The organism is Psychrobacter sp. JCM 18903 (genome assembly GCF_000586475.1).
Taxonomy (GTDB): Bacteria; Pseudomonadota; Gammaproteobacteria; order Pseudomonadales; family Moraxellaceae; genus Psychrobacter.
Window position 1 is genome coordinate 19,986 of sequence record NZ_BAWJ01000011.1, and the last position, 22,628, is coordinate 42,613.

The window sequence follows — 22,628 nt, forward strand, 5'->3', positions numbered from 1 at the left end:
GCCTAATTCGACGCCCAACCTCGCTGATGATGACATGCTAACGTTGCGATATTTTTGTACTATTGATGCTATCATTAGCTTATGTTTACGTTTCTGCTATAGATTAAAAAAAACGTTTTGCTACCATTGCATCAATTAGTGTCTTTTATACGTGCTTATAATAAGTGCTTATCAATCAACGCACACATTTTTGTTAGCTCTATTCTTAGTTTTATCAGTGTTTATACGTCGAACACTATGAGCTAAACGATAGCCCATGTTTTTATCATTGCTAGATGCCTTCAGCCCTATGATCAAAAAATATTTCAATCTGTCTCTGTTATCCAAAGTTCGGCATCAGTCATCTATTCAGCAGATGCAGGTGCGCTCGCTATCTACTCTGACGCCAGATTTAAACCCATCTGAAAAACATTCAGCGACTAAAACTGTCAAGCATTTAGGTCAATGTCATGCAAGTTCGATAACTAATACATCTATGGATAAACTAAATACGACGCTAAGTATCGGTGCATTAGTGATGTTGCAAGGCATTATGATGATGCCGGTACATGCCGCGAGCGCTGTTAAGAGCGGACAGCGGGTGTTGATGATTGAGATGACGCCAGCATTGTGTAGCATACAGCCGACACGTGCCCGCATGCGTCAATGCTTGGAGGGTTATTCGTTGACAGTATCAGGTCTGGATATGGGATATGGTGAGCGCTGCGGACGTGGTAGTGAGCCACGTCTGACACCATTACAGTTAAAAGTCGTCAACCGTATTATGCCTGATACGACAGTACGTAGCCAAGCTTGGCAGCGTTATGGGGCGTGTAGTCCACTTAGTGCCAGTAGTTATTTTCGCCAGATTACCAATTACGCTGGCGCATTAAAGCTGCCTAATGAGCTTAATACGGGTAATAGCTATACGGTTTCTAAATCTCGATTTATCAGTCAAATGACCCAGCTTAATAGTGGTATGTCCTCAAACAGTATTGATTTGATTTGCCAAGCGGGCAGTCGTCGTCAATCAACATTGACGGATATCCATATTTGTTATGAAGGGAGCGAATTTGGCACATGTCATAATGTTGTAGATAATTGTGGCAGTAAGTTTGTCATTTCGGGTGGAAAATAGTTTTTTTAGCCCATTTAAATGCTTATTGTTTGAATTGAGGACACGCCCTAATAATATTCGCTTATTTTAAGTGTTGTATCCACTGTGTATCACGCTTCTCAATGCTGTTATCAGCTGCCTTCTATTGCTTTCTAGCACTGTATCCATATAGGTTTACAGTAGGTATAAAAATCCTCCCGTATAAAATGTAACAATATAATCGGTGGTCGGCGTCTTATTGTCTCTAGACGATTTGCTGAACGAAGTGCTACACTAGCTCTCGGTTTATGACTGCTATATTCAGTAGGCAAGTCGCTATTTACAACGATAGTCATCCATTAGAACCATCAATCAGAATCATGAATTATCTAATCTATAATTAGGGAGTATTCAATGTCAATGAAACAGCCTTTACGTGTTGCCGTCACTGGTGCCGCTGGTAATATCAGCTATGCTATGTTATTTCGTATTGCATCTGGCGAGATGCTAGGTAAAGATCAGCCAGTTATTTTGCAATTGCTTGAAATCGCTCCAGCACTTGACGCCCTAAAGGGTGTGGTCATGGAATTAGAAGATTGTGCATTCCCTTTATTAGCAGGTGTTGTGCAGACTGATGATGCGACCGTTGCATTCAAAGATGTTGACTATGCTCTGCTAGTCGGTTCACGTCCTCGTGGTCCAGGTATGGAACGTAAAGATTTGCTAGAAGCCAACGCTGCGATTTTCTCAGCACAAGGTAAAGCGCTGAATGACGTTGCAAGCCGTGACGTAAAAGTATTGGTTGTCGGTAACCCTGCCAACACCAACGCCCTTATCGCTCAGCGTAATGCACCAGATCTTGATCCACGTAACTTCACTGCGATGACTCGTCTAGATCACAACCGTGCCATGGCACAGTTGGCTGGCAAAACTGACAGCACAGTAAATGACGTGAAAAAAATGATCATCTGGGGTAACCATTCATCAACGCAGTATCCTGATCTGACTGCTGCTACTGTCAACGGTAAGCCTGCGTTGGATTTGGTTGATCGCGAATGGTACGAAGCGACTTATATCCCAGAAGTACAACAACGCGGTGCTGCAATCATTAAAGCACGCGGTGCATCATCTGCCGCTTCTGCTGCCAACGCGGCCATTGCACACGTACGTACATGGGCATTGGGTACTGATGAGAACGATTGGGTATCAATGGGCGTTTATTCAAACGGCGAATACGGTATCGCGAAAGGCTTAATCTACTCATTCCCATGCACATGCACTAACGGCGACTGGTCTATCGTAGATGGCGTTGATGTGTCATCAGACTTCTCTAAAGAGAAAATGGCAGCGACTGAGCAAGAGCTTAGCGAAGAACGTGATGCGGTAGCACACCTGCTTCCATAAGCCGCCAATGTCACGATATTATCATGTCATCATGTCATAAAGCTGTTTTATAGAAATTGATCTAAAAAAGCCCTCTACATTAGAGGGCTTTTTTGTGTCTTGTCTGCCCATCAAAATACAATTGATAACGTTAGATACACGTTGATTAACAGCTATTAAAATAAAGCTTGCTACAATAAATGTGTCAATTTAGATAATAAACACAAAGACACTCGTACCATTAAGGAGAGAAATATGTTGGGTGAACCAGAATACAATATGAATGAATTATTTGCACAGTTGGGACTTGATAGCTCAGATGCAGCGATTGATAGTTTTATTGAAAATAATCAGTTGGATAAAGAAGAGAAGTTGATAGAAGCGAGCATTTGGACAGACAATCAGCGTGCTTTTCTACAAGAAGAATGGGAAAAAGATGCGGAATGGGTAGAGGTCATTGATGACTTAAACGTACGTATGCATCCAGATGCTTAGAAAAAAGAACTATTAAAAAACGAATTATTAAATAAAAACCCACAAACGTTATAAACGCTGTGGGTTTTTTTATAAATTATAAATATCGATGCCCGCATTTAAGCTTACTAGCAATCTAACTGGGCTGCTGCTCTCGCCACTCAATCAATGCTTTCACATCATTATGGATGCCTGTTTTTAATGCTTCTAAGCCATCATAATGTCGTTCACCATGTAAATAATGCAAAAATCGAACCTGTAAAGTCAATCCATATAAATCGGCATTTAATTCTGGGAAATGCACTTCCAAACGCCAATCATGTTGTTTATCGACAGAGGGTCTAGTGCCGATATTGGCTGTCCCAAATAGGCTATTGGAACGTAATCCTGAGATACCTGATTTGCCATCTATAGCAAGTGCCGATAAGCCATCAGCAATCACTTGCCCATCCTCGTCGAGGCTGACGACATCAACAGCAAAGATACCATGCAGGGCAGGTTTTAAACGCTGTAGGTCAATATTCGCAGTAGGAAAGTCCATGGTGCGACCTATTTTATCGCCACCAACGACCATTCCTGTAATCGCATAATCGCGACCAAGTAGCGCATTAGCAGCGTCAATATCACCAGCCAATAGTAAGTCTCGAACGCGAGTAGAGCTGATACGTGCCGCTTTACCACTATCATCGATGACGGTATGTAGGTTGGTTACATCTAAGCCATAATTCCGCAAAAACTGACTGTCGCCAGTACGGTCATGACCAAATTTGAAATCATCACCCAACACCAACGCTTTGACATTTAAGCGCAGGGCTAAGAGATCCGCAAATGCTTGGGCGGATAGCGAGCGAAACTCTGCATCAAATCCTGCCACAATCAAGGTCTCAACGCCATATTCTGCTAACAAAGCTTGTTTTTCAGCGAGATTGGTGAGGCGAGCAGGCGCAGTGGCTGGCGCAAAAAATTCACGAGGCTGTGGCTCAAATATCATGACAGCAGAACCAAGATTTTGTGCATGGGCAATATCACGGACTTGTTCAAGCATCGCTTGATGACCAAGATGGACACCATCGAAGTTACCGATAGTGAGCACACAGGGCGCTAAATCTACTGGACTAGTATTTGCAGTCAAATTACTTGGCGAGGCAATCAGTTGCTCAAGAAAATAGGTGTTCATAAATTTTCAGCTATGATAGATAAAACCAGATAAAAAACACACCCGTACCAAAATCAATGTGTTTAAAATCAGCCATTATAAAGTAAAATGACCACACTAACATCCTATAGTCTACTGACAATAAAAGTATGGCGCTATCCGCTCTGTCATCTTAAAATACCGTGATGTTTGTCCACATGCTTTTGTAATGACCCTCTGTATAGATGGATCATCTTGCAACAATTATCACCCATAGACTATTAATTAATAATTACGGAGACCTTATGCCCGTTGCTGCCTTGAATGCTGTGCCAGCTGTTTTGTTAGAACACTATCTCACTGATGAGTTTGTCGTGCAGCGTGCAAGTAGAGACGACTTGTCAGAGATTTTGGCGATTTATAATCAGACTATTGCAGGTAAGCAAGCCACTGCCAATCTTACTCCAGTGAGTTGTGAAGAGCGTGCAGATTGGTTTGATGAGCATATAAATAGTCCGACGCGTCCTATTTATGTCGTAAAAGCGATGCATAAGACCACGCAAAATTCAGCAGAAGCAGGGACAGCAACAATCGTTGCATGGGGCAGCTTTAGCGATTTATATGCACGACCGGCTTATCATATCAGCACTGAGATTAGTATCTACTTGCATCAGGATTATCACGGTCAAGGGTTGGGCAGCTTATTGACATGCTGGATGTTGACACAAGCGCCAAGCCTAGGCATTCATAATGTAATCGCGCTTATTTTTGCGCACAATCAGCCAAGCTTAGGATTGTTCCGTAAGCTTGGTTTTGAGCAATGGGGATATATGCCAAAAGTGTGTGATATGCAAGGCTTTATCGCTGATGTTGTGATGCTGGGTAAAGCGGTGACATCGGATGATGCTTCAGATAAGTAAGCTAAAATAGCTTAACCCAAGATCTTCCATTGACCTTTTATCTTCTGTAGCTGATAGGTCAATGGTGCAGGTTCGCTTTGTCCTTTTAACATCAGCTCCCCAATGATGGTGGCACGGGTTTTATCATCACTGTATTGAGTATCGGTAATAGTGACGCCATCAACCGTTTGCTGAAAGGCATACTGAGTTTTAGCCAGCTCTTCTTCGAAGTTTGCCATATCTACTTTATAATATTTAACAGCTTCCTTTACCTCGCCATAATACAAGCTATCTAGTGCTTGCTTTACAGTATCTTCCGGCGTACCAGTTTCGGTGGGATTGGTTACGAGGCTCTTTTGCTTGGTCACAGAGGTGACTGGATTGATATCATCACTATCAATAGCCGTTTCATCTTTACTATTGTCAGTTATCTGCTCGCTGCCAACTGTGCTATTCGTATCCACTGTTGACGTTTGATTAGCAGCGCTATTTTCAGCATCAATGCTTTTATCAGAACTGCCTTCAGCGATGGCTGCCGTATCTTCGGCACTATTAGCTGTCTTATCGTTATCGCTACAAGCACTTAAAAGCAGTCCAGTGCTAAGGACACCAGCAGTCAGAATAGTTGGTAAGCGTAGCAAGGTTACTCGTTTGGTTATCATTATTAGCCCTCAGATTTCATTTATTCGTTAATGGTTAATTATGGCAACTATCCGCGTCATTCACTATCCATTCTCTTACTAAGCTTGTTTTGGTTTCGTAAGTGAAGCTGCTTAACCATGCTTTAGCTGGCGTGGACGGAAACCAGTGGCTAGTAATACCACGCCATAAACCAGTGCTCCCACGGCACACATAATGAGCAAAGCGGCGATACGTCGCCACTGCGCATCATCGCTAGGGAAGTAAGGCAGCATGACATAAAGTACGCCAATCATAGCGCTGGTCGCAATCGCAAACTGGGTAAATAGCTTTTTCCAATGGCTGCCAAAGCGGAAAATATCACGTTTATGTAAGAAGTAATATAATAAGCCTGCGTTCACAAAGGCCGCGCCCGTGGTTGCTAATGCCAAGCCGCCATGTAGCGGAATCTCTAAGAAATAAAATATACCGATGAAAATGACACTAAAAACCATGTTGGCAAAGACAGAAATGATACCGATTTTTACGGGTGTTCTGGTATCTTGACGGGCAAAAAAAGCAGGGGCAAAGATTTTAATAAGCATAAAGCCTAAAATACCACCAGCCATACTACGTAATGCGAGCGAACTCATCTGCGCATCGCGTAAGGTAAATTCACCGCGCAAAAACAGCGCTTGCATCAGTACATCGGCAAGTATAAACAACGCTGCTGATGCAGGAACACCGACTAAAATGATTAAGCGTGCCGCCCAATCGATGGTCTTTTTAAAACTAACATCGTCTTTTTGCGCCTCGCTTTTTGATAGGCTTGGCAAAATGACTGTACCGATTGCCACACCAATCAAGCCTAATGGCAGCTCACTCATACGCTCTGCGGCATACAGCCAAGAAACCGAGCCGCCAATCATCAATGACGCAAAAATGGTATTGAGCAGCAGATTAATTTGAGTGACAGAGACGCCAAAGATGGCAGGCAGCATGAGTTTTAAAATACGGCGAACGCCTTCATGCTGAAAGTCGACCTTGGGTGCGACCAGCAGCTTTTGTTGCCATAGCTGCGGTAGCTGTAGTAAGAATTGCAACAATCCTGCGATAGCGACTGCATAGCCTAGCGCCATGATAGGAACATCGAACATAGGGGCAAAAATTAGCGCGCCACCAATCATACATAAGTTCAATAACACGGGTGCAAAAGCAGGCGCAGCAAAGCGTCCGTAGCTTTGTAAAATGCCACTGGCAAAGGCGGTCATAGAAATAAATAGCAAATAAGGAAAGGTCAGACGCAGTAATTCAGCGGTAATAGCAAACTTACCTGGTTGATCCGCAAAACCAGGCGCGAATAAAGTCACGACCCAAGGAGCCATTAAAATAACAACGACGGTAAGCATCGACAAAATTAACAACAGAGCGCCTGAAGTACGACTGACTAAGATTTGTACCTGCTGCAAACTATATTTTTCTTTGTATTCGGACAGTACAGGGACAAAAGCTTGACTAAAGGCACCTTCTGCAAATAAACGCCGCAAAAAGTTTGGGATTTTGAAGGCGACTAAAAAGGCATCCATCAGACCACCAGCGCCAAAGACGCCTAACAATACGACATCGCGTACCAGACCTAAGATACGAGACAGCATGGTCATACTACTGACCACCATGGTTGAACGAAATAACCGACTTTTTGCCATGAGAACCTATTGTGCTAATTTGTTTAATGAAGGTTGTTTACTAAGTTGCTGCTATCAAAAAGCTGACGAATTATAGCATTTTCATAATCGAGATAAATGGATTGGATGTGGAATATAATGCATACAGTTAACTGTTAATAGAGCTTGTAACAGGATTGACAAAATAATTATCCATACGACTTAACCCCCAAGAATGTTGGCGACCATCTCACGCAATTTTGCCCATTCAAAATAATCACCGGGATCTGTTTTGCGACCAGGGGCAATATCGCTATGACCTGTTAGATGACGACGAGTTTTGGGATAGGCGGCATAAATGGCACAGACCACTTTTGCAAGTACTTCATATTGTGCGGCGGTGAAGGACACAAAATCAGACCCTTCAAGCTCAATACCGATGCTATAATCATTACATTCAGGGCGACCCAAGTAGCTAGAGCGTCCAGCATGCCACGCGCGCTCATTAAAATTAACAAACTGAGTTATCGCGCCATCACGCTCGATGAATAAGTGAGCCGAAACCTCCGCGCCTTTAATCGTTTGAAAATAGGGATGCGCCGCCCAGTCTAGCTGATTGGTAAATAATGCTTTAACGTAATGGATGCCGTCAGCATCAGATGCCCCGAACTCGTTCGGCGGTAGGCTGATATTATGAATAACAATAGTATCAATACCCATATCTGTTGGTCGCAGATTGCAGTTTGGTGATGCAAGGTATGTGGCTGCAGATAATCTGCCATCGTTAATCGTTATTGGTGTTATGGACATAATATTCTCTTTTATCATGATATTAATAAGTGGGCATTGACCGCTGGTTGCTAGCCATTTTTTATCAATTAATAGTCATTCTGATAATAGCTACCTTGATAACAGTAGCTTTGATAGTAACAACTTTGATAACAGCCACTTTGACTAAGATATTTCAATGATATGGCTTTTAAGGTTCCTTTAGTGGACGATCCAATCGGCATTATCAACCAGCCATCAATCACGCTATCGGCGTATGAATAATAACGTGCGAGGTTTACCCCATGTCTCTAAAGCCTAATTTTTTATCTGTAGATTGTACCCTAACTACTATGAGTCAACGAGCGCGTTTACCACTTGCTATTGCAGGATTGCTACTCTCTGCACAAACGCAAGCTTTTTTGCCAACCCCAGCATCATTAATAACGACAGGGGCATTAGTGCCTACGCCACAAGCTGCTGCAATCGCTAATAATACGCCAAATAATGCCGCTCAAAAAGACACTCAAGGGCTGGAAAAAAGCAACGTTGAGCAATTATTAGCCAAGTGGCGTGAGCAAGCAGCAACACAAAATTTAGCCCAAGATACGACATGGCGACGTTTATTATATTTTTTGATGATCAAATTTGATTGGTAAGAAAAAAGACACCAGCATGGTTGATGAGGCTGACTTTTTTTAAGTAAGAATGGACAGTATGATTCAGCTGCAGAGCTCGATGCGTTACTCGTCGCCCTCGCTAATGCGGTAGCGATAACGAATAATCGTACTGTCAAAAAAAATACTGCCAATAATTCGGTATTATGCCGTTTCCCAGCGCGTGTACAATGGTTGACCGATACATTAAACATTGATAAGGCGATGCTACAAGTTGACTGTCCCGAATTGAATGAATGGATGCAAAGGATTGCCCCCGAGCAGCTATCTATCATGTTTGCCCAAGAGTATTTAGACAACCCTTTATCAGCCTTTGCTCATACCTTATTGCGTATCGACTCAAAAGCGAGCGCGGCTGATCCTAGCCAGATTCATCACGCGGTTGCGCTGAATTATACGGTTGGTGGTAATCCAAAAGACAATTTTGTGGTGTATGCCATCAAGTCAATGACTGGTCGCTATGATAATTTAATAGAAATCGATCCTTATCCAGCAAGGCTGGCCAAGTATCTGCAAGAAGACGAGCGTGACGCATGGACGTATCAATTGGATTTGACTCCAGCGGAAGTGCAGCAGATTATGTTGCACGTTTGGGAAACCAAAGATTTAAAATTGCCGTATTACTTCACCACAGATAACTGTGCGTCTGAGATTTTACGCTTAATTGATGTGGTGCGTCCGCAGCAGCACTTATTGAGTCAGCTGCCTTATGCGGTTATTCCTTCAGATGTCGTGCAGTTGCTTGATGATGAAGCTTACTTGCCAGCACCAACTATACCCCTGCTGATAGCACTTTACGCCAAGCGCAGTTGAATAAGGTCAAAGAGCAGCGCGAGCAATTCGGCTATCACAACAGCGCAAAACAGACGATTAATGAGGTTAAATCTGCCCAACTCAATACGGTTTCGAGCATGTCAGCTGATGGACAGACGTTATTGCAGCCTAATATAGCAGTATCAGATAACAATCCAATAGACAGACATCCGCTGCAACTGGCTCATATGGGACTAGGGCAGCGCGGTGATAATAACTATATCGATTTGGGCTTACGAGCGGGCTATCATGATATTCTCGATCGTCCCTCAGGATTCCCACAGTTTTTTGACTTAGAAGGCGCATCTGCGACTTTGCGCCTGTACGACACCGATAATGACACAGCCAATCAGCCAAACAGTGTGGTTTTGCAAAATGTGACATTGATTCGTGGGCGCTCATTTAATCCAGTCAATTCTGCCAAAAAAGGCAAAACGTGGGGCGCTAGCATCGAGGCGACGCGTGTGAATGATGGCTCCCAGCAAGACGGTCGCGATCATTTAGTTGGGAGCTTGGGCTATGAATCAGGTTGGTCATGGGCATTTGGTACGCCTCGCACAGGTACAGGCGAGATGCCGCCGCAGCTATGTTATACCTTTTTGTCCAGCACAGCGCAAGCAGGGCGCAGTATCAATAAAGGCTTTCGCGTTGGTGCTGGCGTGAATGCAGGCTGTCGTTATCAGATTAACAATCAGTTACGTGCGCAGGCTGAATTGCAACTGCCATATTGGTATCATGGCAGCAGCGATGAGTCTAATGCCCGTGGTCATTATTGGCAGCCGATATCGACATTAGGGCTGCAGTACGATATCGATAAAAAACAAGCATTACGCATTAATGCTAATTATGATTGGCAAGATCGTGTTGATGCCAATGAAGACATCCAGCTGTCGTACAGACGCTATTTTTAACACTTATTACTAAAAAGATGTATAGGCAGTCATTAGAAATGGCGTTCAAATAGAGGATAAATGATGAGTACGCAAAATTTATTGATTATTGGTCAAGGTGATATTGGTTTGCCAGTCAGCAATCAGCTGGCACAGGACGGCTTGAATGTCACAGGTTTGGCTCGTGGTGAGCGCCATCATTACTCTTTGGATGCTAACGCTGAATTTATGCAAGCCGATGCATTGACTCTGACGGCTGAGCAGCTGCAAGATTTTACGGCGATAGCAATTATCGTTACGCCCGATGATTATTCGACCAGTGGCTATCATAATAGCTACTTAGCAATTAGCCAGCATTTGGCAACGCTTGCGGACAAACTCACCAACCTTTCACGCATTGTTTTTATTTCATCAACGGGTGTTTATGGGCAAGATAATGGCGAATGGATTGATGACAATACCGCGCCTGTGCCGCCAGAGCGTGAAGCATCGCAGGTAATATTGCAAGCAGAACAAGTCTTGCAACAAGGCTTTGGTGATAAAGCTATTATCATTCGTCCAAGCGGTATTTATGGACGCGCGCGTCTCATGCGTCTGCGTAAAGCCCGCGAGCCACAAAAGGAAGCAGTGGCAGCCGCGCATTGGAGCAATCGGATTATGGATCGCGATTTGGTCGCTATCATCGCTAACGTACTGACTATCGATGCGCCCAAGCCCCTGTATATTGCTACTGATTATGCGCCAGTCACGACTTTTGAGTTGGGCGTCTGGTTAAGTCGGCAGATCAATGAAACGCTCCTGCTCTTGACGATAAAAAAGTAGCGGTTACGGGAAAACGCTTGCACAGTAATATTCCATTAGCTTGGTTGGCATATCCTGATTGGCAAGTCGGTTACCGTGATATTTTGCGTCATCAAGAACAATATCAAGAACAACATTAAGAGTAATATGCCAGTTTGATTTAATTAGAATTATTTTTATATTTTATAGCCTATGGAGATTTCATGACCCAGCCTTCTACTTCTGACACTCATTTACCCAGTGCTGATCTTACAGCAGCAGGCGGTACAATTTCAGAAGGCAATGCTGAGCAGTCGTCTATTTTGCCAGATAGTACCCAACCTGCGATTGTACATCCTAATTTTGACCCGAGTCGCTTGGCACTTGATCCTGCCAGACCCTTGAGCGATATTCCAGAGCCTGCTAGGCGCCTAAATGGTCAGTTGCAACGACTTTATGGTCGCTCTGCGCGTTTTTATCAGCCTAAAGAACACAGCTTGTCAAAATGGTCGCTGATTGCTTCGGAAGTATTGGGCGAGCATCTGTCATTACTGCGGGCAGCAGAGCTTGTCGAGTTTCCAGACAGCTTTTATCACAATCACAGCGCGCAACCATTATTATCATCATTACATGGTATGACTTTGCTCGACATGGCTGATATTCAGCAGGCGCTTCGTGCTTATCCAGAACTGCATCGTTACGGTTTTGCACTGAATGGCTCTTCTGTAAGTACCGATACGAGCGTTAGTAGTAATGCTAAAAACACACAGTCTTCTTTCCGTGTATTGACCAAACGGTATAATCCAGATGAGTTGCTCAACAGTGTTTACGCCGAAGATTGGCAGGTGGTGTTGCAGCCGCAGCAATTTGAGACAGGCGAGGGCAGTTTGGCTACTGACATTATGGCATGTAGCGTCGCTGTCCATGCATTGAGGCAGTGCGAGACACGCAAAAGTATCAATCACCGCTATAGCGCCGCGCAAATCTGTCAGCACATACGCAGTTATCTGCTGAGTCAAATCATTTGTGAGCCATCGCAGCGTCATGCCTACCGTCAAATACGCATTTTTACAGGACATGTTATTGTTGCCGCGTATCATTTAGGTTGGGAGATACAAGTGAGTGGTGACGGTCAGTGTTGTTTTAATCTCTCATCGCGCAGTGGCCTATTGACTCGTTATCCTAACATGCAGGATTACGACATCAATGGTTGGTCAAGCTGATCAATAATGCGTACAATAACGCCAATTTTTTGCTCTTCTTTTTGTCAATAGGAACGCTTCCATGCTTAATGCCTCAATGCCTAATGCGCAACACCCTTCTTTTTCCTCACATCAATTTATCCAACTGGCTTTAGACAATCAAGTTCTCAAATTTGGCGAGTTTGTCCTCAAGTCTGGTCGCATCAGTCCGTATTTTTTTAATGCAGGCTTGCTGGCATCGGGTGAGATGTTGTCGTTGCTCGCGTGTGGTTATGCTGATGCCTTGGCTGAGCAAATGGCTGCTAGTCATAACGGTACAGATGAGCAGGAGCTGGTGATCTTTGGGGCAGCGTATAAAGGTATTCCTTTTGTGGCAGCAACCGCGCAAGCCTTATGGATTCATCATGGTATCAATGCTAAGTGGGGCTATAATCGTAAAGAAGCCAAAACTCATGGCGAAGGTGGCAACTTAGTAGGCGCTGACGTTAGTGGTAAAGCAGTCTGGGTACTAGATGATGTCATTACCGCTGGTACGGCGATGCGTGAAGTGGTTGAGATTTTAGAGCAAGCGGGCGCTAGCGTTGCTGGTATTATCGTTGCCCTTGACCGTAAAGAAAAAGGTCAGGCTGAGCATTCTGCCATTCAAGAGTTGGCGTCGACATTAGAGGTACCAGTGCGCGCGCTCGTCGATATCGATGATTTAATCAGTTATTTGGCAGATGACCATGGCGTACAAAGCGGTCAGCATAAAGATGCGACCCAACTTGCCAAGATGCAACATTATCGCGCGCAGTACGGCGTATAGTTGGGCACTGAGTTCGAAGCTGTTCTACATTAATAATATAACGTAAGTGAGCTTTATTATGAGCCAAGAAAATCAAAAAAAATCGTTAAACATACTCGTTATTATAGATCCTATCGAGCAAGTTAATTATAAAAAAGACACGACCCTTGCGATGATGTGGTCGGCACAAGACCGTGGGCACAGCCTTGGCTATTGTCAGATCCATGATTTGTGGTTGGATCGTGGGCAACTGATGGTTGATACGCAGTCAGTGACCGTCAAGCGTGATCCTAAAGATTTTTATACACTAGGGGATAAAGCGACAGCGCCAATCAGCGACTATGACGTGGTGTTGATGCGTAAAGATCCGCCGTTTGACATGCGTTTTATTTATGCCACTTATATGCTTGATCATGCCAAAGCGGCAGGCGTGCTAGTGGTCAATGATCCACAAGCGATACGTGATTGTAATGAAAAGCTCTTTGCCACGTGGTTTAGCGATTATATGAGCCCAACGATTGTGACCAGTAAACAGGCGCATATTCGCAAGTTTATCGCTGAGCAGCAAGACGTCATTGTTAAGCCGTTAGATGGTATGGGCGGCACGGGTATTTTCCGCTTGACCGCTGATAGTCCAAATATCGGCGTCACGCTTGAGGTTTTAACCGAGCTTGAAACCTTGCCGATTATGGCACAGCGTTATTTACCAGAGATCAAAGAAGGCGATAAGCGCGTGTTGATCGTTGATGGTGAAGTGGTCGATTATAGCTTGGCGCGTATTCCTACCAAAGGCGAGACCCGTGGTAATCTTGCGGCGGGTGGTAGCGGTGTTGCGATGCCGCTCACCGATGTCGAACGTCAAGTGGCAGAAGTCGTGGCACCTATTGTTAAAGAAAAAGGTCTCATGTTCGTCGGGCTCGATTTAATCGGCGGTCGTATTACCGAGATTAATGTCACCAGCCCAACGTGTGTACGTGAGATTGATGATCAATGCGGTACAGATATTGCGACCGATTTTATCATCGCCATTGAGAATAAAGTAGCAGTTTGCGCAACGCTGTAAGGATCGAGTGATTTATCACTAAGCTATGCGCACAATACTTAAAAAACAGTGTGCTAAGATAGATTGATAAACAGCATCTTTCATAGCGCATGAAAAGGCGATAAAACGTCATTTATAAACGATGCTTTTATGATTTTTCGATAGTATTTATAAAAGCCAAGTCGTGATTGCTCGCGGCTTGGATTTTTGTTATTGACAGTGCATAAAGTGCTATATATCAGCCAACGATTTACACTATACTATGCGAGATTTTATAGGGTCATTATTGGCTGATGACTAAGATGATCATAGGATAATAAGTCCTTCATATAAATAAAGAAAAGATAGGCAGGCGTTCATGAAAGCACCGCATATATTAATGATGGCCGCGGGTACTGGCGGGCATGTGTTCCCAGCACTGGCAGTGGCTGAGGAATTGACTCAGCGTGGTGCGGTTATTCATTGGCTAGGAACGCCAAATGGTATGGAAAATGGCTTGGTTGCACCGACTGGTTATCCTTTTCATGCGATTGAGATGCAGGGTTTACGCGGTAAAGGAATCGGGCGTTTATTGAAGTTGCCAGTGACTTTATTGTCAGCGACGATGGCAGTTATAAAGGTGATTCGTAGTAATCAAATTGACATAGTTGTCGGTTTTGGTGGTTATGTGACAGCGCCTGGCGGTATCGCTGCACGTCTGACCAATACGCCTCTGATTATCCATGAACAAAATGCCATTGCAGGCATGAGTAATCGCTACCTATCCAAGATTGCAACCAAGGTGCTGCAAGCATTTGAGGATACCTTTGCCAATAGTGCACAGGATGCTAAGCTTGAAACGGTGGGTAACCCAGTACGCAATGCTATCACTGGTGTCTCTGAACCAACGGTGCGTTATGATGTTAATGACAACTCACCGCTCAAATTGTTGGTGGTGGGTGGCTCACTTGGTGCACAAGCCTTAAACGACACTGTGCCAAAAGCGCTGGTATTGCTCAATCAGCCTTTTGAAGTGCGTCACCAATGCGGGCGTAACAATGAGGCTGCCACACAAGCGGCTTACGATGAGCAAGACTTGAGTATGCACAAGTTTGTGGTACAGCCTTTTATCGACGATATGGCCGCCGCTTATAATTGGGCAGATGTTATTGTTTGCCGAGCAGGCGCATTGACGGTTACGGAAATCCAGAACGTTGGTATTGCCGCAATTTTTGTACCGCTGCCGCATGCGGTAGATGACCATCAGACTGCTAATGCCCGCACGTTAACCTCACACGATGCGGCGATTTTGTTACCGCAGTCTGAACTGACAGCACAGCGTTTGAGCAATGAGCTTGCTGCCCTTAATCGAGAGAAGTGCCTAGCGATGGCCAAAAAAGGCCATGCCCTTGCCAATCGAAGTGCGAGCAAGCAAGTTGCTGATATTATCTGGCAAACGCTGTAGCCTACATTCTTATAGCTGACTGTTTTTATTACCAATTATTTTGATACACTAAATTGTATTAGCCTTTAATAAAGAGAATCCCTATGTCTAACCCTGCGAAAGCTCTACCTAAGCGTTTGATTGAAATACCAGAAATGCGTCGTATTCAGCATTTGCATTTTGTCGGTATTGGTGGCTCGGGGATGTGCGGTATCGCGGAGGTGATGAACAATCAAGGCTATCAAGTCAGTGGTTCTGATATTGCTGAGAGCTTAGTGACAAACGTTTGGCACAGATTGGTATTGATATTGCGATCGGTCATGATTCTAAGAACATCGCCAATGCTGATGTCATCGTTGTATCGTCAGCGATTGATCGCAGCAACCCTGAAGTAAAAGCGGCACTAGAAGCGCGTTTGCCAGTGGTACGCCGTGCCGATATGCTGGGCGAGTTGATGCGTTATCGTCACGGTATCGCTGTTGCTGGTGCTCACGGCAAAACCACGACGACCAGTTTGTTGACTACCATGATGGCAGAAGGGCAACTCGATCCTACCTACGTGATCGGCGGTAAGCTGAATGCATCTGGTAAAAATGCTGCACTGGGTAGCAGTCGTTTCTTAGTGGCAGAAGCCGATGAGTCTGATGCATCGTTTTTATCGTTACATCCGATGGCCGCGATTGTCACCAATATCGATCAAGACCATATGGAAACGTATGAGAATAGTTTTGATAAATTAAAAGCCGCTTATATTCAGTTTTTACAAAACATGCCATTCTATGGTTTGGCGGTGGTCTGCGGTGACGACCCAGAATTGTATGCCATGATTGATGATATTGGTCGTCCCGTACTGACCTTTGGACTTGAGCCTTTTAACGACGTTCAAGCCATCGACTTGGTAACGGAAGGTACTAAAACTCACTTCACGGTACTGCGCCGTGACCGTGAACCTTTACGTTTGACTCTCAATATTCCTGGTACTCACAACGTTTACAATGCACTTGCTGCTATTGCCATGGCGACTGATGAAGGGGTGGATGACGAAGCGATCAAACGCGCTCTGCAAAAATTTGAAGGCGTTGGTCGCCGTTTTGAGCAGCATGCTTCTGTCAGTCTTGATGATGGTAATGTTTTATTGATTGACGATTATGGTCATCACCCAAAAGAAGTCGATGCCACCATTAAAGCGGCACGTCAAAGCTTCCCTGAACGTCGTTTGGTAATGATGTTTCAGCCGCACCGTTATAGTCGTACCCGCGATTGCTTCGATGATTTTGTCGAAGTACTCTCCAGCGTTGATGAATTATTATTATTAGACGTCTATTCAGCAGGTGAAAGCCCAATTACTGGTGCTGATACCAAGTCATTGGCGCGTAGTATTCGGTTGCGCGGTGAAGTTGAACCGACGATTATTGACAAGGACAATTTAGCTCCTGTCATGCAGCGTTTATTAAAAGCCAATGACATGCTCATTACTCAAGGTGCAGGTAATGTAGGCAGATCGCTGTCGACTTGGCTGCCAATAACCTTTACATTAAGTAAGCTAAAAAATTCTAGGAACGATCTTCATGACGACTGATACTAAAGAAAATACCAGCACTCAAAATTCAGATAATTTAGAGAGCAATGATGCCACTCTAAACACGACGACCAGTGATGCAAAAGATGCCAGACAGTTTGGTAAAGTGGCGGTTGTCTATGGCGGCAGTAGCAATGAACGCAGCGTGTCATTAGACAGTGGTGCTGCCGTATTGCAGGCGCTACAAAACCAAGGCGTTGATGCCACTCATTTCGATCCTAAGCATCAAGACATCACAGAGCTACGCGAGTATGACCGCGTGTTCAATGTGTTGCATGGTCGCGGCGGCGAGGATGGCTTGCTACAAGGCGTGCTGCAATGGTTTGATATTCCGCAGACGGGTTCAGGCATTCTGGCATCAGCGCTGGGTATGGATAAGGTTCGTACCAAGCAATTGTGGCAGGGTTGTGGGTTAGCAACCGCGCCATTTTCATTGTTAACAGCTGAGACTGACCTGGCAGCAAGTGGTCAACATGCTAGGTTTACCACTTATTATCAAGCCCGTTCATGAAGGCTCGAGTATTGGTATGACTAAGGTCAACAATCTTGACGAGTTGCCAGCGGCTTATGCCACGGCAGTACAGTGCGGTGATGCGGTTATGGCTGAGCGCTGGATTACCGGTCGTGAGTTCACAATCGTCATTATCGACGATGAAGCCTATCCAGTTATTCGTCTTGAACCTGCTGATATTACCAACTTCTACGATTTTGAAGCCAAGTATAATCGTAATGATACCAGTTACTATATCCCCTGTGGTCTGAGCGCTGCTGACGAAAAGCATTTACAAGATCTGAGCCTTGCAGCGTTCCGTGCCGTTGATGCCAAAGGCTGGGGACGCATCGATGCTATGCAAGATGAAGCAGGCAACTTCTGGTTGCTTGAAATCAATACAGTGCCAGGCATGACCAGCCATAGCTTGGTTCCGATGGCAGCCAAGGCTCGAGGCATGGACTTTGATGCATTGTGCTGGCATATTTTAGCGCAGACATTAGAGTGACTGGTATAGCAGTTATTGCTTAAATAGTTATTTAGCAATGCTACTTTTTAATATTGTTCATTCTTTAACATTGCTCATTTTTTAACATTGTTCATAATGCTATTGATATTTATTAAGGCAGTTGTCATTAATAGGCTGTCTTAATAAACCAGTGATAAAACATTATGAATCATTAGGTTTGAATTTTTCTTATAGCCTGAGAATACTACTAGACGAGAACGGGTTAATGTATCACTAGAGCTGCTATACCACAGCGTCATGTAAACTTGTGTAAATTCGTTGTCACTAGTAGGGGTTAAGCTATTGTTTAACCATAAAATACGTTAATATTGTAATTATAGGTCTGTTTTAGTGATATTTCTGTTTTCTATGAATTTAGCCCATAAGTTATTCATAAATTAAGAAAAATGTTACGTTTAAATGAGCATAATGTCATCCTATAAATCGTTTTAGTAAAATATTTTGATAATATGTCAACTTAATAGGCCTCTGCAAAAATATGCAGATTTACATTTATAAATAGCATGATCAGTTTTATGCAAATATAGGGACAAAGGTCGTTATGGCTCAAACTGTCAACGAGGTAACTGACTTGATGAGTGATAAAACCCGTCGCCCAAACTCTAAGTTCCAAGTACCGACTTCGCTCAAATATTTTTTTATGGTATTGGTACTAGGGTTGCTCGTACTGATATTGATAATGGGTGGAAAAGCGTTGCGTGATGCACCGCCAGCTTCTATCCATGTGAATAATCAGGGTTTGACAGTTACCCAGTATCGCGCATTGCAACAGGTTATGAATCAACAAAAGGTAAGCAGCTTTTTTACCTCTGATTTGCAAGCGTTAAGAGATATTACGACGGGTCTGGCTTGGGTTGATCAGGTCAGTATTTCTCGTGATTGGCAACGGGGCATAGTCGTTACTGCATTACCTAAGCAAGCGGTTGCTAATTTTGGTACAGAGCGTTTGGTGGATGCAAAAGGTGCGGTTTTTGTCCCTGCTGATAGTAAAGATCTGACGCAAGAACGCTTCGCCACCTTACAAGGTGAGATAACGCAAGCCCCAGTTATCATGCAGCAGATGCAGCAAGTTAACGACTGGTATGCGCCACTTGGTATGCAAGTCGAAGATATTATCCTGTCACCAAGAATGACTTGGCTGATTCGTTTTGACAATGGACTGCGTGTGATTGTTGATAATGAGAATACTGCGCAAAAGCTGCTGAGTTTGAGTCAGCTGCTCGGCAATCAGTTAAGTGAGCGTCGAGGCGAAATACAGTCTGTAGATTTGCGCTATAAAAATGGTTTTACCATTGCTTGGGATATGGCACAGCCAACAATCGATGAAGCAGAATAACGATAGATAGATAGCACAAGCAAAAACTGGTTAGCATTTTAGTTTGAGCTATTTTGATAGTTTGTAGCACAGAATATACAATATCATAGCGTGTTGATAACGCCTTTTTTAATGATCTAATGGAGACGTCATTTGGTCTCCTGTTTAGCGATAATTTGTCTGGTACCATGAAAAATACTGAAAATCTGGTTGTTGTCCATCTAAGTGCCACGGCAGTCTATGTCGTTATTGGTAACGTTGTCTCTGCAAAAGACATCCGTATTCTGGGCGTGGGACAAGTCAAAAATAGCGATTTTTACCAAGGTCAAATAAAACACCGTGAACGTCTACAAGGTGCTATTAAACAAGCCATTCAAGAAGCAGAAGATACTGCCAATTGCCGCGTGCACAGTGTGTGGTTGACCTTAGCGACCCCGGAATTATCGAGCAAAAATAGTGCAGGCGAGGTACGTGTAGAAGATGAGGCGGTACGTGCCAAAGATATGGTGCAGGCGTTGTCTAATGCCAAGTCACGCGATCTATCATCAGACTACTATCTAATGCATTGCTGTCAGCAGGGTATCTATGTTGATGATCAAGATTTCATGGTGGATGATGCAATCGAAATGATGGCGCATAATATTACTGTGATGTATCACATGATGATGATGCCCGTTGCTAGTCGTCAGAATATCCAAAAATTACTGCAAAGCTGTGATGTTGGTATTGACCACATTGTATTTGATGCAGTGACGAGTGCTGAATACAGTTTGATGAGTGACGAGCGCCAGCAAGGGGTTTGTTTGGTAGATATTGGTGCTAGTACGACCAGTATTTGCGTTTATAAAGAAAACAAGCTCATATTTACCCATTGTATCGCGACAGGCAGCCACGAAGTGACGATGGATATCTCAGCTGATTTTGGTATCTCCATGATTGAGGCTGAAAAGCTGAAAAAAACTCATGGTACTGTCGATGTCAATAGTGTCGATCCTAGCTCGTTCTTTATCTTTAAACCACAAGGAACAGGTGACGAGATTAATATTGGTATCTATAATCTAGCCCGCATTATTGAAGCGCGCTATGTGCAGATATTTACGGAAGTTGCTCGTCAATTGCATGAGGCTGATCTCATCGGCTATATCGACAAAGGTATCGTACTCACAGGTGGCGGTACGGCGATTAAAGGTATGATACCCTTTACCAAAAAATTGCTCAAAATGCCCGTAGTATTAACCAACACTCATCCTGCTATTAGTGCTCATAATCATTTTGATAATGATGAGTCATTTAAGCAGCTAAACAGTCAAGTGAATGATCGTGCTTATCAAACGGCATTTGGTACACTATTATATAGTCAAAGCGAGCAGTTTCGCCGTAGTGAAAAAAGCGAGCCTGAAGCGATTCAAAAAAATCGAGTCACTGGTGTTTTTCAAAGTGCAGGGCAGCGTTTTGCTAGTGTACTCAAAAAGATATTATAATCTGTTAGCAAAACATACTTATATTAAGCAGCATATGAGTATGCAGCTATATAATAGGCAAGAATACGAAAAGTAACACCCTGTACTATACTGGCATATTTTGGCTAGCACAATTATCTAAGCCATTGCCCTGTTTTATTTAAATACAATTATATATAGTAAGTCGATAGCGCGCCATATAAGTGTGTTACCAAGTATCGACCATCACGCTATCTGCAACTGGAGAAACCTTTTTATGTCAAAATACACCATGCCAGATGATAACCAGCCTCAAAATAACGGCCAAGCAAGCTTCACTGTATTCGGTGTTGGTGGTGGTGGCGGTAATGCGGTTGAACATATGGTACAACAAGGGATTAGAGGTGTAACGTTCGTCTGTGCTAATACGGATAAACAAGCGCTTGATCGTTTAACTGCACCGCATAAATTGCAACTTGGCGCAAAAACGAATCGCGGTTTGGGCGCAGGGGCGAACCCAGAAGTTGGGCGTGAAGCAGCAGAGAGCGAAGAAGAAGCCATCCGTGCATTACTCGAACATTCAGACATGGTGTTCATTACTGCTGGTATGGGCGGTGGTACGGGTACGGGTGCAGCGCCTGTGGTTGCTCGTATTGCTAAAGAAATGGAAGTGTTGACAGTTGCCGTCGTCACTACGCCATTTAAGTTTGAAGGTGGCAAACGCATCAAGGCTGCTAAAGCTGGTATTGAGCAATTGACTAATTTCGTTGATTCTATCATTACGATTCCGAATGATAAGTTGATGAGTGTCTACGGCAATATCTCTATGCAAGATGCCTTCAAAAAAGCGGATGATGTGTTATTACATGCGGTTCAAGGTATTGCTGAAACTATCGCTAGTGAAGGTATGATCAATATCGACTTTAACGATATCCGCACTGCTATGACTGCCAAAGGTCATGCGATGATGGGTATTGGCCGTGCTAGCGGCGATGATCGTGCGCGTCAAGCAACTGAGAAAGCCATCAGATCACCATTACTTGATGACTTGCGTTTAGAAAATGCAAAAGGTCTGTTGGTTAACGTGATTTCTTCTGAATCACTCTCATTAGATGAGATGAGCAAAATCAGTGTTATTGTCGAAGAAATTACAGATATTGACGATGCACATATTTTCTATGGTTCAGTGATTGATGAAAAAATGGGTGATGACTTACATGTCACTGTTATTGCAACGGGTCTGACTTTAGATGAAAACGCTGGACAAGAGCCAGAAGTAGTCGAGGCACCAGTTCCTTCTGTCAATAGCACTCAGCCTGTTGACCCTAACGTGCATACCAGTGCTTTAAACAGCCAGAAGCAATCGCAAGCTCAGATGTATCAAGAAACGGCTAGTGCTACTCGCTCAAGCGCGCCTCAAGAGCAGGCGAAAACCAAAACCAATAGCATTCAAGACTATCTAAAACGTCAACAAAATAAATAATATTTTCAGATTTTTAGATCCAAAACAAGCCAGTACTAAGTTGCTGGCTTTTTTGTGCCTATAGAAAATGTCCATATATTAGCAAACTGATTCAGCTATGAGCGCGCTCTATTTATAAGAGTCGCCTCTCGATGCGAAAATAATCATTAATAAATAGGCGTATAAA

At 43.8% G+C, this 22,628-nt stretch carries 19 protein-coding genes and 2 pseudogenes; 17 read left to right on the forward strand and 4 right to left on the reverse strand.

The features are described 5' to 3' along the window. Positions 1 to 256: 256 nt before the first annotated feature. The 3 genes from TT12_RS08940 (at position 257) to TT12_RS08950 (ending at position 2,953) form a co-directional block, all read left to right on the forward strand. Entirely contained in the window at positions 257 to 1,117 is an 861-nt protein-coding gene (locus TT12_RS08940; protein WP_243443537.1) for a ribonuclease T2, read from the forward strand. A gap of 372 nt (positions 1,118 to 1,489) precedes the next feature. Further along, positions 1,490 to 2,479: a malate dehydrogenase gene (locus TT12_RS08945; protein ID WP_201502460.1), complete on the forward strand. Its 990-nt coding sequence runs from the start codon at positions 1,490 to 1,492 to the stop codon at positions 2,477 to 2,479. A gap of 234 nt (positions 2,480 to 2,713) precedes the next feature. Then, the gene (locus tag TT12_RS08950; protein ID WP_045444148.1) at positions 2,714 to 2,953 is read left to right on the forward strand and encodes a DUF2789 domain-containing protein; all 240 of its coding nucleotides are present in this window, start codon (positions 2,714 to 2,716) and stop codon (positions 2,951 to 2,953) included. Positions 2,954 to 3,068: 115 nt separating this feature from the next. Here TT12_RS08950 and ribF read toward each other — a convergent pair whose 3' ends face one another. Continuing rightward, positions 3,069 to 4,109 carry a riboflavin biosynthesis protein RibF gene (gene ribF / locus TT12_RS08955; protein ID WP_045454085.1) on the reverse strand — a complete coding sequence of 347 codons (1,041 nt, stop codon included), beginning with the start codon at positions 4,107 to 4,109 and terminating at the stop codon, positions 3,069 to 3,071. 263 nt (positions 4,110 to 4,372) lie between these two features. Between ribF and TT12_RS08960 the strand changes: the two genes are divergently transcribed. After that, positions 4,373 to 4,987, forward strand: a complete 615-nt coding sequence (locus TT12_RS08960) for a GNAT family N-acetyltransferase (RefSeq protein WP_045454088.1) — start codon at positions 4,373 to 4,375, stop codon at positions 4,985 to 4,987. Between the two features lie 11 nt (positions 4,988 to 4,998). On the opposite strand, the gene TT12_RS08965 is transcribed toward TT12_RS08960, so the two are convergent. From TT12_RS08965 to ampD, 3 genes are all read right to left on the reverse strand, one after another. Beyond that, a complete protein-coding gene (locus TT12_RS08965; RefSeq protein WP_243443538.1) occupies positions 4,999 to 5,607 on the reverse strand; it encodes a hypothetical protein in 609 nt (202 codons plus the stop codon). Positions 5,608 to 5,739: 132 nt separating this feature from the next. Further along, complete coding sequence (gene murJ, locus TT12_RS08970) at positions 5,740 to 7,290, reverse strand: murein biosynthesis integral membrane protein MurJ (RefSeq protein ID WP_045454096.1); 1,551 nt, start codon at positions 7,288 to 7,290, stop codon at positions 5,740 to 5,742. A gap of 180 nt (positions 7,291 to 7,470) precedes the next feature. Further along, complete coding sequence (gene ampD / locus TT12_RS08975; RefSeq protein ID WP_045454240.1) at positions 7,471 to 8,058, reverse strand: 1,6-anhydro-N-acetylmuramyl-L-alanine amidase AmpD; 588 nt, start codon at positions 8,056 to 8,058, stop codon at positions 7,471 to 7,473. A 263-nt stretch (positions 8,059 to 8,321) separates the two neighbouring features. Here ampD and TT12_RS17185 point away from each other — a divergent pair, with 263 nt between their 5' ends. From TT12_RS17185 to ftsZ, 13 genes and pseudogenes are all read left to right on the forward strand, one after another. Next, on the forward strand, positions 8,322 to 8,675 hold the full coding sequence (locus TT12_RS17185; protein ID WP_243443539.1) for a hypothetical protein: 354 nt from the start codon (positions 8,322 to 8,324) through the stop codon (positions 8,673 to 8,675). A gap of 192 nt (positions 8,676 to 8,867) precedes the next feature. Next, a complete protein-coding gene (locus TT12_RS17190; protein ID WP_243443540.1) occupies positions 8,868 to 9,506 on the forward strand; it encodes an Lnb N-terminal periplasmic domain-containing protein in 639 nt (212 codons plus the stop codon). Further along, a complete protein-coding gene (locus TT12_RS17195) occupies positions 9,503 to 10,417 on the forward strand; it encodes a DUF7840 domain-containing protein (protein ID WP_243443541.1) in 915 nt (304 codons plus the stop codon). Before TT12_RS17190 ends, TT12_RS17195 begins: the two co-directional genes overlap by 4 nt. A gap of 63 nt (positions 10,418 to 10,480) precedes the next feature. Next, positions 10,481 to 11,218, forward strand: coding sequence for an NAD-dependent epimerase/dehydratase family protein (locus TT12_RS08985; RefSeq protein WP_306304337.1), 738 nt, complete (start codon positions 10,481 to 10,483; stop codon positions 11,216 to 11,218). Positions 11,219 to 11,400: 182 nt separating this feature from the next. Further along, positions 11,401 to 12,399: a hypothetical protein gene (locus tag TT12_RS08990; RefSeq protein WP_045454099.1), complete on the forward strand. Its 999-nt coding sequence runs from the start codon at positions 11,401 to 11,403 to the stop codon at positions 12,397 to 12,399. 61 nt (positions 12,400 to 12,460) lie between these two features. After that, positions 12,461 to 13,183 carry an orotate phosphoribosyltransferase gene (gene pyrE / locus TT12_RS08995; protein ID WP_372886432.1) on the forward strand — a complete coding sequence of 241 codons (723 nt, stop codon included), beginning with the start codon at positions 12,461 to 12,463 and terminating at the stop codon, positions 13,181 to 13,183. Between the two features lie 58 nt (positions 13,184 to 13,241). Continuing rightward, a complete protein-coding gene (gshB, locus tag TT12_RS09000; protein WP_045454102.1) occupies positions 13,242 to 14,225 on the forward strand; it encodes a glutathione synthase in 984 nt (327 codons plus the stop codon). 337 nt (positions 14,226 to 14,562) lie between these two features. After that, on the forward strand, positions 14,563 to 15,648 hold the full coding sequence (gene murG, locus TT12_RS09005) for an undecaprenyldiphospho-muramoylpentapeptide beta-N-acetylglucosaminyltransferase (RefSeq protein WP_045454105.1): 1,086 nt from the start codon (positions 14,563 to 14,565) through the stop codon (positions 15,646 to 15,648). Between the two features lie 83 nt (positions 15,649 to 15,731). Then, positions 15,732 to 17,169: pseudogene (murC, locus tag TT12_RS09010) on the forward strand (UDP-N-acetylmuramate--L-alanine ligase). A 26-nt stretch (positions 17,170 to 17,195) separates the two neighbouring features. Beyond that, positions 17,196 to 18,204 (forward strand): annotated as a pseudogene (locus TT12_RS09015) (D-alanine--D-alanine ligase). Between the two features lie 562 nt (positions 18,205 to 18,766). Then, positions 18,767 to 19,561, forward strand: coding sequence for a cell division protein FtsQ/DivIB (locus tag TT12_RS09020; RefSeq protein ID WP_045454109.1), 795 nt, complete (start codon positions 18,767 to 18,769; stop codon positions 19,559 to 19,561). Positions 19,562 to 19,728: 167 nt separating this feature from the next. After that, positions 19,729 to 21,021 carry a cell division protein FtsA gene (gene ftsA / locus TT12_RS09025; RefSeq protein WP_198329470.1) on the forward strand — a complete coding sequence of 431 codons (1,293 nt, stop codon included), beginning with the start codon at positions 19,729 to 19,731 and terminating at the stop codon, positions 21,019 to 21,021. Between the two features lie 235 nt (positions 21,022 to 21,256). Continuing rightward, positions 21,257 to 22,462: a cell division protein FtsZ gene (gene ftsZ, locus TT12_RS09030; protein ID WP_045454113.1), complete on the forward strand. Its 1,206-nt coding sequence runs from the start codon at positions 21,257 to 21,259 to the stop codon at positions 22,460 to 22,462. The last annotated feature ends 166 nt before the right edge of the window (positions 22,463 to 22,628 follow it).

Bases quoted from the DNA above. Each gene is read 5' to 3' on its own strand.
- TT12_RS08990 (WP_045454099.1), top strand. From the start codon at position 11,401: ATGACCCAGCCTTCTACTTCTGACACTCATTTACCCAGTGCTGATCTT.
- gshB (WP_045454102.1), top strand. From the start codon at position 13,242: ATGAGCCAAGAAAATCAAAAAAAATCGTTAAACATACTCGTTATTATA.
- ftsZ (WP_045454113.1), top strand. From the start codon at position 21,257: ATGTCAAAATACACCATGCCAGATGATAACCAGCCTCAAAATAACGGC.
- ftsA (WP_198329470.1), top strand. From the start codon at position 19,729: ATGAAAAATACTGAAAATCTGGTTGTTGTCCATCTAAGTGCCACGGCA.
- TT12_RS17185 (WP_243443539.1), top strand. From the start codon at position 8,322: ATGTCTCTAAAGCCTAATTTTTTATCTGTAGATTGTACCCTAACTACT.
- ribF (WP_045454085.1), bottom strand. From the start codon at position 4,109: ATGAACACCTATTTTCTTGAGCAACTGATTGCCTCGCCAAGTAATTTG.
- murG (WP_045454105.1), top strand. From the start codon at position 14,563: ATGAAAGCACCGCATATATTAATGATGGCCGCGGGTACTGGCGGGCAT.
- TT12_RS08985 (WP_306304337.1), top strand. From the start codon at position 10,481: ATGAGTACGCAAAATTTATTGATTATTGGTCAAGGTGATATTGGTTTG.
- TT12_RS08945 (WP_201502460.1), top strand. From the start codon at position 1,490: ATGTCAATGAAACAGCCTTTACGTGTTGCCGTCACTGGTGCCGCTGGT.
- TT12_RS08960 (WP_045454088.1), top strand. From the start codon at position 4,373: ATGCCCGTTGCTGCCTTGAATGCTGTGCCAGCTGTTTTGTTAGAACAC.
- pyrE (WP_372886432.1), top strand. From the start codon at position 12,461: ATGCTTAATGCCTCAATGCCTAATGCGCAACACCCTTCTTTTTCCTCA.
- TT12_RS09020 (WP_045454109.1), top strand. From the start codon at position 18,767: ATGGCTCAAACTGTCAACGAGGTAACTGACTTGATGAGTGATAAAACC.
- murJ (WP_045454096.1), bottom strand. From the start codon at position 7,290: ATGGCAAAAAGTCGGTTATTTCGTTCAACCATGGTGGTCAGTAGTATG.
- TT12_RS08940 (WP_243443537.1), top strand. From the start codon at position 257: ATGTTTTTATCATTGCTAGATGCCTTCAGCCCTATGATCAAAAAATAT.
- TT12_RS08950 (WP_045444148.1), top strand. From the start codon at position 2,714: ATGTTGGGTGAACCAGAATACAATATGAATGAATTATTTGCACAGTTG.
- ampD (WP_045454240.1), bottom strand. From the start codon at position 8,058: ATGTCCATAACACCAATAACGATTAACGATGGCAGATTATCTGCAGCC.